The 15,890-nt window shown below is 72.1% G+C and carries 12 protein-coding genes; 6 read left to right on the forward strand and 6 right to left on the reverse strand.

The genetic code is table 11. The features are described 5' to 3' along the window. Window positions 1–258 precede the first annotated feature (258 nt). Window positions 259–1,014: a TIGR03089 family protein gene (locus ADK36_RS42920; protein WP_053201482.1), complete on the reverse strand. Its 756-nt coding sequence runs from the start codon at window positions 1,012–1,014 to the stop codon at window positions 259–261. Between the two features lie 141 nt (window positions 1,015–1,155). Between ADK36_RS42920 and ADK36_RS42925 the strand changes: the two genes are divergently transcribed. Beyond that, the gene (locus ADK36_RS42925) at window positions 1,156–2,634 is read left to right on the forward strand and encodes a peptidoglycan recognition protein family protein (RefSeq protein ID WP_053201484.1); all 1,479 of its coding nucleotides are present in this window, start codon (window positions 1,156–1,158) and stop codon (window positions 2,632–2,634) included. A 120-nt stretch (window positions 2,635–2,754) separates the two neighbouring features. Continuing rightward, window positions 2,755–3,837, forward strand: coding sequence for a nucleotidyltransferase family protein (locus ADK36_RS42930; RefSeq protein ID WP_048587542.1), 1,083 nt, complete (start codon window positions 2,755–2,757; stop codon window positions 3,835–3,837). A gap of 368 nt (window positions 3,838–4,205) precedes the next feature. Here ADK36_RS42930 and ADK36_RS42935 read toward each other — a convergent pair whose 3' ends face one another. From ADK36_RS42935 to ADK36_RS42950, 4 genes are all read right to left on the reverse strand, one after another. Then, complete coding sequence (locus ADK36_RS42935; RefSeq protein WP_078942885.1) at window positions 4,206–5,207, reverse strand: DNA-3-methyladenine glycosylase family protein; 1,002 nt, start codon at window positions 5,205–5,207, stop codon at window positions 4,206–4,208. A gap of 161 nt (window positions 5,208–5,368) precedes the next feature. Further along, the gene (locus ADK36_RS42940) at window positions 5,369–6,679 is read right to left on the reverse strand and encodes a coenzyme F420-0:L-glutamate ligase (RefSeq protein WP_048586666.1); all 1,311 of its coding nucleotides are present in this window, start codon (window positions 6,677–6,679) and stop codon (window positions 5,369–5,371) included. Further along, window positions 6,676–7,635: a 2-phospho-L-lactate transferase gene (gene cofD / locus ADK36_RS42945; RefSeq protein WP_048586667.1), complete on the reverse strand. Its 960-nt coding sequence runs from the start codon at window positions 7,633–7,635 to the stop codon at window positions 6,676–6,678. Before cofD ends, ADK36_RS42940 begins: the two co-directional genes overlap by 4 nt. Before the next feature lie 34 nt (window positions 7,636–7,669). Further along, a complete protein-coding gene (locus ADK36_RS42950) occupies window positions 7,670–8,176 on the reverse strand; it encodes a cysteine dioxygenase (protein WP_048586668.1) in 507 nt (168 codons plus the stop codon). 648 nt (window positions 8,177–8,824) lie between these two features. Between ADK36_RS42950 and ADK36_RS42960 the strand changes: the two genes are divergently transcribed. From ADK36_RS42960 to ADK36_RS42970, 3 genes are all read left to right on the forward strand, one after another. Further along, window positions 8,825–9,088, forward strand: a complete 264-nt coding sequence (locus ADK36_RS42960) for a WhiB family transcriptional regulator (RefSeq protein WP_003975777.1) — start codon at window positions 8,825–8,827, stop codon at window positions 9,086–9,088. Window positions 9,089–9,387: 299 nt separating this feature from the next. Beyond that, complete coding sequence (locus ADK36_RS42965; RefSeq protein ID WP_078916719.1) at window positions 9,388–13,053, forward strand: glycosyltransferase family 2 protein; 3,666 nt, start codon at window positions 9,388–9,390, stop codon at window positions 13,051–13,053. Continuing rightward, the gene (locus tag ADK36_RS42970; RefSeq protein WP_048586670.1) at window positions 13,050–14,585 is read left to right on the forward strand and encodes a DUF5719 family protein; all 1,536 of its coding nucleotides are present in this window, start codon (window positions 13,050–13,052) and stop codon (window positions 14,583–14,585) included. The genes ADK36_RS42965 and ADK36_RS42970 overlap by 4 nt, the downstream gene beginning before the upstream one ends. A 17-nt stretch (window positions 14,586–14,602) precedes the next feature. On the opposite strand, the gene ADK36_RS42975 is transcribed toward ADK36_RS42970, so the two are convergent. Further along, entirely contained in the window at window positions 14,603–15,046 is a 444-nt protein-coding gene (locus tag ADK36_RS42975) for a metallopeptidase family protein (protein ID WP_078916720.1), read from the reverse strand. 343 nt (window positions 15,047–15,389) lie between these two features. On the opposite strand from ADK36_RS42975, the gene ADK36_RS42980 reads away from it, so the two are divergent. Continuing rightward, window positions 15,390–15,767, forward strand: a complete 378-nt coding sequence (locus ADK36_RS42980; RefSeq protein ID WP_030053098.1) for a DUF3499 domain-containing protein — start codon at window positions 15,390–15,392, stop codon at window positions 15,765–15,767. Window positions 15,768–15,890: the final 123 nt, after the last annotated feature.

A 15,890-nucleotide genomic window follows, 5' to 3' on the forward strand; every position in this document is an offset into this window, starting at 1 on the left:
TACTGCCAGGAGGTGCTGTTCCTTGACACCGGACTCTGCGGGCGGACACCCCCCGACGCGTCCCCTTGCCGCCGTGGGCGACTGCGGCGCCGCGGGGGTGCGCCGGGCATGCGGGCACTTGTGGGCGCCGGTCCGTTGTTCCAGCCCGTCCGGCGTTTGAGGGCGAGGCCCTTCGGGGGTCGATGGCGGGGGCTGGGGCGGCAGCCCCAGTGGGTGGGGCAGTGCCGGGTGACCCGGCATGGGTTACGGCGCCGGAGGCTACCGCGCTGTGGTGGTTACGCGTTCGCTGTCGATGCGCTTGGCCAGGGCGTCCTCGGCGAGGGCGTCGAGGTGGCGGCACAGGACGACCGAGCCGTCGGTTGCCAGGGCGGCGTACAGCCCGGCGTTGAGGCCCTCCCAGGTGTCGTACGGCAGGGCCGAGAGGATCCGTGAGCCGGGGCCCGTGAGGCCCAGTGCTGCTGCCTCGGCGCGGGCGCGTTCGACGACCTCGGCGCCGCTGAACTCCCGGCCGGCCACGATGAGGGCCGGATCCTCGGGGTCGATCGGGGCGTACGGGGCGAAACGGTCGCCCTGGCTCGGTACCTCCACGGCGTAGTCGGCGAAGCCGGCCGGGGGCTGCGGGAAGCGCCCGCCCAGGGGGCGTAGCGCCAAGGCGATCCGCTCGCCGCGGCAGGCCCGCGCGGCCTCCAGGCTCTCCGGGCCGCTCACGACCACGTCGGCCGCGGCCGGGTCCCCGCCCACGTCGGCGATCGCGCCCACCGACGAACACGCCAGCAGCCACACCGCCGTCTGCCAGTGTGCGGGCAGGAGGAGGGTGACCCTGTCGCCCGGACCGGCCCCGAGGTCGCCCTGGAGCAGATTCGCGGTCTTGGCCACCCAATTGGCGAAGGTGGCCACGGACAATTCGACACGTTCCCCGGTGGCGTCGTCGTAGAAGGTCACCAGGGGGCGTCCGGGATCCGCGGCGAGCGCGGAACGCAGCAGGTCGGCAGGGGTGCGGTCGGTGGCGTTCACCCGCGCAAGCGTACGCGGGCGGGCGGGTGCGCACCCCCTGGTGGGGGCTCCCGCCCGCCACCGGTTCGGACGAATCGCGGATCGACGCTTCGTCAGTTCCCCGTTGGACAGGTTTGTATGACTATGTCCAACATCAGGGGTATGCGTGGATTCCTTGCTTCCTCGATCGGTGTCACGTGCGCGGCCGCTCTCGCCCTCCCGCTCACCCCGTCCGCCGCCGCCACGGCCGCGAGACCGGCGCTCGGAGCGGAAGTGGCCACGAGTGGGAGGACGGTGGCCGGGCCGGCGGTGCGTCAGGAGGACGCGGAGTCGTCCGTCCCCGGCAGCACCCAGGCCCTGCCCCTCGCCGCCCTCACCCGTGACCGCGACGTCGGTGGCCCTTCCGAATGGGGGCTGTCCCCCCGGGGCGTACGGCACTTCTCCCTCGTCGGCGTCACCTGGGACGCCCCGGACAACGAACTGCACGGCCGCGTCCAGGTCCGTACCCGCGCGCTCGGCACGGGTGCCTGGTCCGGCTGGCAGGACCTCGATACGCACAACGGCGAACACGCGGCCGACCCGGGCACCGAGGAGCCCACCTCGGGCCGGGTGCGCGGCTCCACGGCGCCGTTGTGGGTCGGAGAGTCGGACGGTGTGGAAGTGCGGGTCACGGCGGAGGCCGCCGGGCCTCGGCCGGACGACGGGCCCGAGGGCGAGGACGGGGTACGGGGCGGCGGTGACGACTCGGCGGCCCACCCCGAGGCCGCCGCCATCCTTCCCGCGGGCCTGCGCCTCGAACTCGTCGACCCCGGTGAGCCCGCCCCGGAGAAGGCCGACCCCGCCGGCGCCCCCCGCCCCGGTTCGCTGAACCCCGAGACCGTCGAGACCGCCGAGGTCCTCGTCGCCTCCGGCGCCAACGCCGAACTCGCCCCCGTCGGCGCCGTCGAGATCCCCGCGCTCGGCCGGGCCGAGACCGAACGGGAGCTGTTGGCCCTGCGCGGCAACGAGTTGACGGAGGCCCAACGGGCGAAGCCGTACATCGGGCCGCGGCCGCGCATCGTCACGCGGCGCGGCTGGGGCGCGAACGAGGGGTGGCGGGAGCGGCAGTTCGCCTACACGAAGAAGGTGAAGGCGGCCTTCGTGCACCACACGGCGACCGGCAGCAAGTACTCGTGCTCGCAAGCCCCCTCGCTCATTCGCGGTATCTACCGCTACCACGTCAAGAGCATGGGCTGGCGCGACGTCGGCTACAACTTCCTCGTCGACAAGTGCGGAAACATCTACGAGGGGCGCGCCGGGGGAGTGGCGAAGCCCGTCCTGGGTGCCCACACCCTCGGTTTCAACTCCAACAGCATGGGGATCGCCGTTCTCGGCAGCTACGGCGCCACCAAGCCGACCAAAGCCTCGGTGAAGGCCGTGGCCCGGCTCACGGCTTGGAAGCTGGGCCTCTACGGCGCCAATCCGCGCGGAAAGACATACCTGACGTCCGGCGGTGGCAATCTCTACCGAAAGGGAAAGAACGTACGACTGAACGTGATCTCCGGCCACCGGGACGGCTATTCCACGGAGTGCCCCGGACGGCAGCTCTACCGCAAGCTCGGCTCGGCCCGCGCCTCGGCGGCCCGCTACCAGGGTCGCTGAGCCGACACGGAACGCGGAAGTACCGCACTGCCGTCTTGTCGAGGGGCCGCGCAACGGTCTGCATACACTGGCCGGTCGAAAGACAGTTCGGCCGGTCCCGGCAGGAAGCAGAGACGACAGGTGACAGAAGCGATCCTCCTGGTCGGTGGCAAGGGCACTCGGCTGCGTCCGCTCACCGTGCACACGCCGAAGCCCATGGTCCCGGCGGCCGGGGTTCCGTTCCTCACGCACCAGCTGGCGAGAGCGAGAGCGGCGGGCGTCGACCACATCGTCCTGGCGACGTCGTACCTGGCCGAGGTCTTCGAGCCGTACTTCGGCGACGGCTCGGCGCTCGGGCTCCACCTGGAGTACGTCACGGAGGAGGAGCCCCTCGGCACGGGCGGCGCGATCCGCAACGTGGCCTCGCGTCTCCACTCCGGCCCCGACGACCCGGTCCTGATCTTCAACGGCGACATCCTGACCGGCCTGGACATCAAGGCCCTGGTCCGCACGCACGAGACGACGGGCGCGGACGTCTCCCTCCACCTCACCAAGGTGACGGACCCGAGGGCGTACGGGCTGGTCCCCACGGACGGCACCGGCCGGGTGACGGCGTTCCTGGAGAAGCCCCAAACGCCCGAAGAGATCGTCACCGACCAGATCAACGCGGGGGCGTACGTCTTCCGCCGCTCGGTCATCGACACGATCCCGGCGGGCCGCCCGGTCTCGGTGGAACGCGAGACCTTCCCGGACCTCCTCTCGGCCGGAGCCCACCTCCAGGGCATGGTCGACTCCACGTACTGGCTCGACCTGGGCACACCGGCGGCCTTCGTCCGAGGCTCGGCGGACCTCGTCCTCGGCCGGGCCCCTTCCCCCGCCGTCCCCGGCCGCTGCGGCGACCGCCTGATCCTCCCCACGGCCCGGGTAGCCCCCGACGCCAAGCTGACCGGCGGCACCGTGGTGGGCGAGGGCGCCTTCGTGGCCGAGGGCGCCCGCGTCTTCGGCAGCACCATCCTCCCGGGTGCCGTCATCGAACCCGGCGCCGTCATCACCGACTCCCTCATCGGCACCCGAGCCCGCGTAGGCGAACGCTCCGTCCTCACCGGCACGGTCATCGGCGACGGCGCGGTGATCGGCGCCGACAACGAGTTGAGGGAGGGCGTACGGGTGTGGTGCGACGCGCTGATCCCAGCGGGGGCGGTGCGCTTCTCACCGGACCTGTAGCGGCCCAGCCGACTCCGTCCCCGGACCCACCCCTCCGGGGAGGACTCCCACCGACCCGTGGCGGGCGAAGCCTCGTGGGCGGATGCGGTCGGGGAGGCGGTTGCTTTTCGGTGCCGGACTGGCTTCTCGGCTGGTGTGGCGTTTTGAGGCCGAGTGCAGCCGTCCCTAGCCCTCACCCACCCGTGGAGGCGGTCACTTTTCGGTGCCGGGCCGTGCATCTCCAGCCTGTCCGGCGTTTGAGGACGAGGCCGCAGGCCGATGGGGGTCCAGGGGTCGAAGGGGCGGGGTCGAAGGGGCGGAGCCCCTTCAAGGGATGGGACGGGTAGGGGCGGCGGGGGCGAGAATCCTCGGTGCCCCGGGGGCACCCCTCACAACCGCCCGATATCCCCCCGCGGCATCCGCGGAGCCCGCCGCGCCGGCACCCGCCCACTCAACAAGATCAACCGAGCCGCCCGATGCCGCTGCCCCGCATACGGCTCCAACAACTCCAGCATCACCGAGTCATCCGCATCCCGATCCCCCGCCAACGCCCACCCCACGATCCCCGGCAGATGCAGATCCCCCACCGTCACCGCATCCGCCGCCCCATGACTCCGCTGCACAACCTCCGCCGACGTCCACGGCCCGACCCCCGGCACCACCTCCAGCCGAGCCCGCGCCTCAGCCGGAGGCATCCGCACCGCCTCCTCCAGCCGCGCAGCGACCCGCACCGCCCGCAGAATCGTGGACGCCCGCTTGTTGTCGACCCCGGCCCGATGCCACTCCCACGACGGAACCATCCGCCAGGCCGCCGCGTCCGGCATCACACACATCCGCCCGGGCGCGGGCCCAGGCGCCGGCTCCCCGAACTTCCGCACCAGCAACCGCCACGCCCGATACGCCTCATCGGTCGTGACCTTCTGCTCCAGAATCGACGGAATCAACGACTCCAGCACCAGCCCGGTCCGCGTCAACCGCAGCCCCGGCCGCCGATGCCGGGTCACCGCCAAGAGCCGATGCCGCGGCACGAAGGCGGACGGATCATCAGCGGCCCCGAGCAGCTCCGGCAACTGCTCCAGCAGCCACTCGGCCCCCGGCCCCCAGGCCTCGCCCCGCACCCCGGCACCGCGCACGGTGACCCGCAGAGTCCCGGCCCCGGCAGGCGTACGACAGGCCCGCCACACGGACCCGTCCGGCATCGCCCGGAACGTCGGATCCCCCGGCCCCCGCTTCAGCGGCCCCAGCACCAGCCCGAGATCGAGCGGCCCGTCCGGCACCACCGTCCGCGTCTTCCCCGGCGCGACAGCCTGCCGCGGCACACCCGCGGGTACGGCGACATGCCCACCGCGCACAGTCGTACGCGTGGGCCGCGGAGCGAAACGTCCTGCCACGGGTGAGGTCCTAGGAGTGCCGGAGGGCGCCTACGCGCTGGGGGAGCGGAAGGGTCGTACGAACATGAGTACCAGAGGCCCTGCGAAGGCGAGCTTCAGACAGGGCCCACGAAGACGAGCCCCGGTGGGCTCCTACGAGCCTAGGCCCTACCCGCCCCGCCTCAGCGAACCTCGATGAAAGCCCCCGCATCCCGCTCCGGTCGCGCCCGCGGCTCCTCCGCCGGATGACCGACGGCCACCGCCCCCATCGGATCCCAGTCCGCCGGCAGCCCGAGCACCTCCCGTACGACCTCCCGGCAGAACATCGTCGACGACACCCAGGCCGAGCCCAGCCGCTCCCCGGCCAGCGCGACCAGGAAGTTCTGCACTCCGGCCCCGGCCGCGACGACGAACATCTCCCGCTCGGCACCGTCCCGCCGCGCGTCGCCGTACGTGTGCGAACCGTCCATGACCAGGCAGGGCACCACCAGATACGGCGCGTTCCGCAGCACGTCCCCGCGTCGCACCCGCTTGGCGACGGACTCCTCGCTCTTGCCGTCCCGCCGCAGATCGGCGATCCACGCGTCCCGCATGACGTCGAGCAGCCGCGTCCGCGACTCCTCCGACTCCAGCAGCACGAACCGCCACGGTGTGGTGTGGTGCGGCGCCGGAGCGGTGACAGCAGCCGCGACCGCCCGCCGCACGGCCCCGGTGTCGACGGGCTCGTCCGTGAAGGCCCGCACGGTACGCCGCTGGGTGACCGCTTCCCGTACGGCCTCCGACGTCCCCAGCCGGAACATGTCGTCACGCGCGCCGCGCACCAGGGCCCGCGCACCCTCCCCGTGGTCCTCGGCCACCGTGTGCGCCAGCCCGCGCACGACGGCGACGGGCAGCCCGGCGGCCTTGCCCTTGACCAGGTCACCGGCGGCGGCCAGTTCGTCCGCCGTCGCCACGACGGTCGCGCTGAGCGGATTGCCGTACGCGTCCGTGCCCCCGCGCAGATCGTCGAGTACGCGGATACCGGCGGCCCCGATCGCGACATCGGTGAGCCCGGCGCGCCAGGGGCGCCCGAAGGTGTCGGTGACGACGACCCCGACCTCGACGCCGAGGGCGTCCCGCAGCCCGTCCCGGATCGCCCGCGCGGACGCGTCCGGGTCCTCGGGTAGCAACAGCACGGTCCCGGCGGGGGTGTTGGAGGCGTCGACCCCGGCGGCGGCCATCACGAGCCCCTGCCGGTTCTCGACGATACGCAGGGGGCCGCGACGCGCCACGACCCGTACGGTCTCCGCGTCGATCGCGGCCTCCCGGTCGGCCGCCTCGACGATCCGCCCCTCCGCCTTGGACACGATCTTCGAGGTGACGAGGAGGACGTCCCCGTCGACGAGGCCGGGCGCGGCGGTGGCGATCAGTTTGGCGAGGTCGTCGCCCTGCTGGACCTCGGGAATCCCGGAGACGGCCCAGACCCGGTAGCCGTCGGCAGTCACCTCGCTCAAGCCCCTCGCACCTCCTCCGCCAGCGTCAGTGCCTCCCGGGCCATCCGCGCGGTCGCGTCGAGGTCCGTCATCATCAGCGGTACGGCCCGGCAGCGGATCCCCGCCGCCTCGACCGGCTCCACGGACGCCGCGTCCACGGTGTCGACGAGCCAGCCGTCGAGGAGCCCCGAGCCGTAGTGCTCGGCGACCGCGGAGGCCGTCGACTCCACGCCGACCGCCGCGAGCACCTTGTCGGCCATCCCGCGCACGGGCGCGTCCCCGACGATCGGGGAAAGGCCCACGACCGGCACTCCGGCGTCGGCGATCGCCTCGCGGATGCCGGGGACGGCGAGGATCGTGCCGACCGAGACGACCGGGTTGGACGGCGGGAAGAGGATGACGTCGGCGTCGGCGATCGCCTCCAGGACGCCCGGCGCCGGCTTGGCCTGCTCCGCGCCGACCGGCACGATCGCCTCGGCCGGCACCGAGGCGCGCAGCCGCACCCAGTACTCCTGGAAGTGGACGGCCCGGCGTTCGCCGTCCACCTCGACCGCGACATGCGTCTCGACGCGGTCGTCGGTCATGGGGATGAGACGGACTCCCGGTTTCCAGCGGTCGCAGAGCGCCTCCGTCACCGCGCTCAGCGGATATCCGGCGCCGATCATCTGCGTCCGCACGATGTGCGTGGCGAAGTCCCGGTCGCCGAGCCCGAACCACTCCGGCCCGACGCCGTACGCCGCGAGTTCCTCCTTGAGATGGAAGGTCTCGTCGGCCCGGCCCCAGCCCTGCTCCTCGTTGATGCCGCCGCCGAGCGTGTACATCACCGTGTCGAGGTCGGGGCAGACCTTCAGCCCGAAGAGGTGGATGTCGTCCCCGGTGTTGCCGATGACCGTGATGTCCGCGTCCGGCGCGGCCCGCTTCAGACCGCGCAGGAACCGGGCACCACCGATGCCGCCTGCCAGAACCACAATGCGCATGGGAGCAAGTCTTGCAGGCGGGTACGACAACGCGTCAGGCAGTCACCGGACGCTGCTCCGTACGCGCCTCGCAGGCCGAGGACGTGTGCATCGGCATCTCGGTCAGGCCCGGGTAGTACACGTGCAGGCTGACCGCCGGCTCCAGCGCGTCGTTCGCCACCTCGTGTGCGTATCCCGGCGCGAAGACGCGCTGCGCGCCCGCCGCCAACACGCGCGTGCCGCGTTCCGTGCGCTCGGTCAGCATGCCGTCCAGGACCGTCAGGACACCGGAGGACCGGCCGTGGTCGTGCAGGCCGCTGCCCTGCCCGGGGACCCAGGACAGCAGCCACACCTCGTAGCCCGGCCCCGTGTGCAGCCGGTGGTACCAGCGCGTGGTCGCGTCGTACCGGACGAGGTGCTCCCACTGCGACCGGTCGTCGGCGATGGAGCGGGCGAGGCCGACGAACTCGGCGACGGTGGCCGGGTGCTCGCGGGGCGTCTGGAGGAGGTGCGGGACTTCGAGGATGTCGCCGGCGATCTGGAGGTCGCTGTCGCTGTTCATGGGGTGCGGTGGTTCCTCAGTGAAGGAAGGTCAGAGGGAACGAGAGCCGAGGGACGGGTGGCTCGGCCTACAGCTGGAGCAGGTATGGCTCAACAGCTGGGACAGCAACAGCTACAGCGAGCGCGGGCAGCACCGTGGGACCCGGAGGTGCGGGTCGAGGTGGGTGCCGAGTTCGCGAGCATGCCCACAAGAACATCGGTTTGCACCTCGGGTGTCAACTCGGCGCCCGTTATGTGGGACATATTTCACCTCATCCAGTTCATCTCTGTGGTGAAAGGTTTGTTCATGAGTTAGTCGGGACACATGGCGCACAACCGGGCGCATGAGCGTCGTTGTGATCCTGTGATCCGACTGTGATCCGGTTCGCTTCTGCGCGTGTGTGCAACGAGATCGAACTTCTGGGCGTCCTTTTCCGTACAGGCTCTGAGCGGGGTTGGACGCCCTCCCGGGTCTCGTCTGCGTGTCAAGGTTTATGCCGATTTGAACACTTTCCGCTAGGCCTTGGTTCCCCAGAGTGAATAAGGGGCTCAATAGCAGATCTCGGCTTGACTCGCCCGGAGCAGCACACTTGTAATTTCACTCGTGTCGTTCAGCCGAAATCGGTAACGGCTACATCACGGGGACGCGAAAGACAGACGAGGGGCGCACATGACCGAGCTGGTGCAGCAACTGCTGGTCGACGACGCGGACGAGGAACTCGGCTGGCAGGAGCGCGCGCTGTGCGCCCAGACCGACCCCGAGTCCTTCTTCCCCGAGAAGGGCGGCTCCACCCGCGAGGCCAAGAAGGTCTGCCTCGCCTGTGAGGTCCGCTCCGAGTGTCTTGAGTACGCCCTCGCCAACGACGAGCGATTCGGCATCTGGGGCGGTCTGTCCGAGCGTGAGCGCCGACGTCTGAAGAAGGCGGCCGTCTGAGCGGCGCACCGGCCGTCCGGCCGCCGTAGGCCGAGCCGCAGACCGAGCGGCAGGGCTGAGCGGGAGGGCCGAGGGCAGGGCCCTGGGCGCAGGCACCCCGCACGTACACATCGCGCGTACGCGTCGCACATGCATACGTCTCGAATATGTCTCGAACGGCCCGTCGCGGGTGGGTTATCCACAGGCGGCGGGCCGCCGTGATGCCCAGCCGATAGTGTGGTCGCTCGTCCGAGACGCCGCGCTGTCCCCTCGGGACACAGGTGTCCACCGCAGTCCATCGAACCGGGGCCCGTACCTCGATGTCCGTGCACAGCCACACGGCAGCCCATCACGACGTCGCTGCCACACCTGAGTTCCCGCGTCATGTGGTGACCGCGGTCCTCGTCTCCCACGACGGTGCCCGCTGGCTGCCCGACGCGCTCGCCGGGCTGCTCGGTCAGGAGCGCCCCGTCCAGTTCGCCATGGCGGCCGACACCGGCAGCGCGGACCACTCCGCGCAGCTGGTCACCGACGCCCTCGGTGACGATCGCGTGCTGCACCTCGCCCGGCGCACCGGATTCGGCCAGGCCGTCGAGGAGGCCAACCGCTCCGCCCCCGTCCTCACCCCGGACGAGCTGACGTATCTGAAGCGGCCGAGCGGCTGGGACCCCGTCACGCGCACATGGCGCGACGACGCCTACGACATGCCCGACCTCCCGCACGGGGAGCCGGTGCAGTGGCTGTGGCTCCTGCACGACGACTGCGCCCCCGAACCCGACGCCCTGGCCCAGCTGCTGCGTGTCGTGGAGAACGAGTACGAGCTGGGCCGCGACGACGTCGCCGTCGTCGGCCCCAAGCTGCGCGGCTGGTACGACCGCCGGCAGCTCCTGGAGGTCGGCGTCACCATCGCCCACTCCGGCCGCCGCTGGACCGGCCTCGACCGCCGCGAACAGGACCAGGGCCAGCACGACCACGTGCGGTCCGTGCTCTCCGTGTCCACCGCCGGCATGCTGATCCGGCGAGACATCTTCGAACAGCTCGGCGGCTTCGACCGACGGTTGCCCCTGATGCGTGACGACGTCGACCTGTGCTGGCGTGCCACGGCCGCCGGCCACCGCGTCCTCGTCGCCCCCGAGGCAGTCGTACGACACGCCGAGGCGTCCTCCCGCGAGCGCCGCACCGTCGACTGCGTGGGCCGCACCGCCGCCTCCCCGCACAAGGTCGACAAGGCAGGCGCCGTCTACACCCTGCTCGTCAACACACGCACGGCCGTGCTGCCCTGGGTGCTGCTGCGCCTCGTCCTCGGCACGGTCCTGCGGACCCTGGCCTACCTCGTGGGCAAGGTCCCCGGGCAGGCCCTCGACGAGATCCGCGGCCTCGTCGGCACGCTGCTGCGCCCCGAGCGGATCATCGCCGGGCGGCGCAGGCGCGGGAATCCCGTCATCGACAAGGGCGAGCTGCGGGCGCTGTTCCCACCGCCCGGCGCGACCGTGCGGGCCACCGTCGAACAGGTCGCGAGCAGCCTCTTCGGCAGCTCCGACCCCGAGGTGTCCACCGGCGCGGGACGACACGGCAGCGCGATCGAGTCCGGGCCCGGCGGCGACGACGCGGACTTCCTGGAGGTCGAGCAGTTCGCGCGCCTCAAGCGCATCGCCCGCAAGCCCGGCCCCGTGCTCTTCCTGGTGCTGCTGTTCGTCTCGCTGATCGCCTGCCGCGCACTGCTCGGCGGCGGCGCGCTCGCGGGTGGTGCGCTGTTGCCCGCCCCGGCCGACTCCGGTGAGCTGTGGTCGCACTACCTGGACGCCTGGCATCCGGTGGGCGCGGGCGGTACCCCGTCCGCACCGCCCTACCTCGCGATCGTGGCGATGCTCGCCTCGGTGCTGCTGGGCTCGACCGGGCTCGCCGTCACCCTCCTGCTGGTCTTCTCGGTGCCGCTGGCCGGCCTCACCGCCTACTTCGCCTCCCGTCCGCTCGTCGAGTCGCGCCTCCTGCGCGCGTGGGCGGCCGTCGTCTATGCCTTCCTGCCCGCCGCCACCGGAGCGCTCGCCGGGGGCCGCATCGGCACCGCCGTCCTCGCCGTCCTGCTGCCGCTCGTCGCACGTGCCGGCATCGCGGCGAGCGGCCTGACGAACAGCTCCGGTACGCGCGGCAGTTGGCGCGCGACCTGGGCATACGCCCTGCTGCTGACGATCACCACGGCCTTCACACCGATCGTGTGGCCGATCGCCCTGGTCCTCGGGATCGGGCTCCTGGCGGTGCGGCGCGCGGACATCACCGCGTACGGCCTGCGCTTCCTGGCCCAGTTCGGCGTGCCCCTGCTGGTTCTCGCGCCCTGGTCGCTGTCGCTGCTGCCGTTCGGCTTCTTCCGGGAGGCCGGCCTGGAGTACGGCTCCTCGGCCGCCTCCGCCCTGGACCTGCTCGGCGCCAGCCCCGGCGGGCCCGGCACCGTCAGCGGGCTGATGCTCATCGGCGTCGTGCTGGCCGCGCTGGCCGCCCTGCTGCGCTCCGAGCGCCAGTTCGGGATCTGGGCGGCCTGGGCGGTCGCCCTCGTGGGCCTCGTCTTCGCGGTCCTGTCCAACAGCTCCGCCTGGGCCGGCCCCGCGACCCTCGTCTACGGCATCGCGCTCCTGGCCGCCGCCGTGCTCGGCGCCGACGGGGCACGCGCGCGGGTGGCCGAGCAGAGCTTCGGCTGGCGCCAGCCGGTCGCCGCGCTGGTCGCCTTCGCCGCGGCCGCCGGACCGCTGCTCGTCGCCGCCGGCTGGATGATCGGCGGGGCCGACGGACCGCTGGAGCGGCGCGACCCCGTGCAGGTGCCCGCGTTCGTCGCCGAGGAGAGCGGCACCCGTGACCAGGCCCGCACCCTCGTCCTCGACAGCGACTCCGCGGCCCACGTCGGCTACATGCTCGTCCGTGGCTCCGGTGCCCGCCTCGGCGACGCCGAACTCGCCGCCGCGGACGGGGAGAACACCAAGCTCGACAAGATCGTCGCCAACCTCGTCGCAGGCTCCGGCGCCGACCAGGCCGACCAGCTGGGCGCGTTCGCGGTGCGATACGTCCTCGTCCACAAGGGCGCACCGCGCGAGGTCGCGCGCGTGCTGGACGCCACGCCCGGCCTGTCGCGGCTGAGCGAGCAGAACGGCAGCGCGTTGTGGCGGATCGACCGGCAGGTGTCGCGCGCGGCCATCGTCGCCGGTGCCGAGTCCGGGACCGGCTCGGCCGAGCCTCAGCCCGTCGCCGCCGGGCCCACCGAGATCCACACCACGATTCCCGGTGGCTCCGACGGCCGCGTGCTGCGCCTGGCCGACAGTGCCGACGACGGCTGGACGGCCACCCTGGACGGCAAGCCGCTCACCACGACCACGGTCGACGGCTGGGCCCAGGGTTTCGAGCTCCCCGCCGAGGGCGGCAGGTTGGACGTCACCTACGACGACCCGATCGGTCACACCGCCTGGCTGTGGGTCCAAGGCTTCCTCGCCCTCGTCCTCGTCGTGATGGCCCTTCCGGGGCGTCGCCGCGACATCGACGACGACCTGCCCGAGGAGCCGGCCGTCCCCGCCGAGGCCATGGCGGGCGAGGGCCGACGGGCCCGTCGGCTGCGTGCCCAGGCCGAAGCCGAAGAGCCCGGCCAGGGCGGCGAGTTCCCGCCTCCTCCGCAGGAGGCGCCGGCGGCGGCGATCCCCCAGCAGCAGTCCCACAACGAGTGGGACGCGCCCAGCTATGCCGGTGGCGAGTACGGCGGCTACGGCGGGGAGCAGTACCAGAACGGTCAGCAGTACCCGGCGGGCGGCGCCTACGACCAGGCGTATCAGGCGGACCCGTATCAGGGCGGCCAGTACGACCCGTACGCGTACGGGGGGCAGTCCCCCACGGCGCCGTACGACAGGTCGTACGACCAGACGACGTACCAGCAGGGTTACGACGGCACGTACGACCCGGCGCAGCAGCAACCGAACGGCAGTGAGCGTCCCGACGGGAGCCAGCAGTGAACCGCACCACCCTGTCCCTGATCGCCGGCGGCACCGCCCTCGCAGCCGTCACCGGGCTCGCGGCGCTCACCACGCCGGACGCGTCCGGGGCGAACGCCGCCAAGGCGGCCGCCGAGCTGCCCGTGGAGCGTACGAGCCTGCTGTGTCCGGCGCCGAGCACCTCGGACCTCGCCGAGACGACGTACACGTCGTTCACCCCCGTCACCAAGGGGACGGGGAGTGACGGGAAGGCGGAGCTCCGGTCCGCGGCGCAGGAGTCGCGCGACACGGCGGACGGCAAGGGCAGGAAGGCCGACGACTCGGGCAGGACCGGGAAGACCGGCAAGACCGGGAAGGCGGACAAGCCGGTCCTGGAGGCCAAGGAGCCGGGGACGCCGGTCACCGGCGACGCGTCGGGGGCCGACTCGCCGGCGCTGGTCGGCACCGCCGACGGCAGGTTCGCGCCCGGCTGGACCGTGCAGGAGACCACGGAGGTCGCCGCGGGCACGGGGCGTGGTCTTCAGGGGGTCAACTGCACCGCGCCCGACACCGAGTTCTGGTTCCCCGGCGCCAGCATGGCCGCCGACCGGACGGACTACGTGCATCTGACCAACCCCGACGACTCCGCCGCCGTGGTGGACATCGAGCTGTACGGCAAGGACGGTGCACTCGAGACCACGGTGGGCGAGGGGATCACGGTCCAGCCGCACTCCGGTGAACCGGTCCTGCTGTCCACGCTGACCAGTGAGAAGCAGGACAACGTGACCGTGCACGTGAGTGTGCGCAGTGGTCGCGTGGGTGCTTCGGTGCAGGCGCTGGACGACAAGCTCGGCGGCGACTGGCTGGCCGCGTCCGCCGATCCCGCGGGGAGCCTGGTGCTGCCCGGCATCCCGAAGGACGCCACGTCCGTGCGACTGGTCGCCTTCACGCCGGGGGACGCCGACGCGGACCTGAAGGTGCGCCTCGCCTCGCCGTCCGGGCCGATCACGCCCGCCGGGAACGAGACGCTGCACGTCAAGGCGGGCATGACGAGTGCGGTGGATCTCGGTGACATCATGCGGGGCGAGACGGGGTCGCTGGTCCTGACGCCCACGGACCGGTCCGTGCCGGTCGTCGCGGCGCTGCGGGTGGTGCGCGGGAAGGGGGCCGATCAGGAGACGGCCTTCATACCGGCGAGCCGCCCGGTCGGCACACGCGCGACGGCGGTGGACAACCGGGCGAAGGGCACGACGTTGTCCGTGACGGCGCCCTTCCGCACGGCGGAGATCAAGGTGACCGCGTCGGCGGGGAGCGACGGCGGTACGGCGGCGACGAAGACGTACACGATCAAGTCCGGTACCACCCAGGACGTGCGGGTGCCGGTGCCGAGCGGCCTGAAGGGCACCTACGCGCTGACGGTGGAGTCGGTGTCGGGCGGCCCGGTGTACGCGTCCCGGACGCTGGCGGCGACGACGGAGGGAGTGTCCGGCTTCACCGTGCAGACGCTGCCGGACGACCGGGGGATGGTGGCCGTGCCGGAGGCGGACGAGGACCTGTCGGTGCTGCAGAAGTAGGGCTCGGCCGGAGGCCGTCAGTCCTCCCCGTAGCGGGGGTCCACCGTCTCGGGTGTCAGGCCCAGCAGCTCCGCCACCTGTTCCACGACGACCTCGTGGACCAGGGCCGCTCGCTCGTCCCGGCCCTTGGTGCGGATCTCCACCGGGCGGCGGTAGATGACCACCCGCGCGGGGCGGCCCTCGCGTGCGGGGATCGTGCCGCCAAGGGGGACCGCCTCGTCGCTCCAGGTGCCGCCGTCCAGGCGGGGGACCTCCAGGACCAGGAAATCGATGTCGGCCAGCTGGGGCCAGCGGCGTTCGAGGCGTTCCACGGAGTCCTGCACCAGGTCGGCGAAGGCGTCGGCACGGCTCGCGGCGAGCGGCACCTGGGGTGGTGCGATCGGGCCGCGCATGCCCCGCCCGTGACGATCACGGCGGCGGGGCCCGGGGCCTGCGGCACGGGGCGGTACGGGGGCTTCCATCACTGCTGAAGCGTAGTCCTCGCCGCCGGTGCGTGTCCGATCCGCATGTCGGGGCAGGGGTGGCGTTCGGCCGCTCGTACGGCTTGTCGGCAGATGACCATTCCAGCCAAGGTTGGGCTCGATTCCGTATCTCTCCGAGACCGTCGATGGCGAGGTAATTGACGGGGTTTGTGGTGAGTGGTGACCGACCTCAGCGATGTTGGGGAACGCGGAGGATGGCTTCCACGCAGGTCAGCGAGTTGGGGCAGAAGGGGTGTGTGGGGTGTTTCACAACACGACACGGTGGGGTGACCTGGGGGAGAGTCGTCGCGGCCCGCTCAAGAGTGCGGTACCGTCCAACGTCGTGAGCCCTGTACGTCGCTGTTCGCGCACCGCTTGCGGCCGCCCCGCCGTCGCGACGCTGACGTACGTCTACGCCGACTCGACCGCGGTCCTCGGCCCGCTCGCCACCTACGCCGAGCCCCACTGTTACGACCTGTGCGCCGAGCACTCCGAGCGCCTCACCGCCCCGCGCGGGTGGGAGGTCGTACGGCTGCTGGACGGCTCGGCTCCGGCCCGTCCGAGCGGCGACGATCTGGAAGCGCTTGCCAACGCCGTGCGCGAGGCGGCCCGTCCGCAGGAGCGGGCGGCCCAGGCCGGCGGGGGCGGGGGGCGCGGGGCCGACCCGATGGAGGTCGCGCGGCGGGGTCACCTGCGGGTGCTGCGGTCGCCCGACAACTGACGGCCGGTTTCCTTCCCTCTTTGTTTGCTTCCTCCACTCGTTCATTTCGTTGAGTGATGCACAGGCATTGACGTGCGATTGGCGCGGACACGACCATTCCGTATGCCGGAACGAGAAATCGCT

This window comes from Streptomyces viridochromogenes, from assembly GCF_001270495.1.
Lineage (GTDB): Bacteria > Actinomycetota > Actinomycetes > Streptomycetales > Streptomycetaceae > Streptomyces > Streptomyces viridochromogenes_A.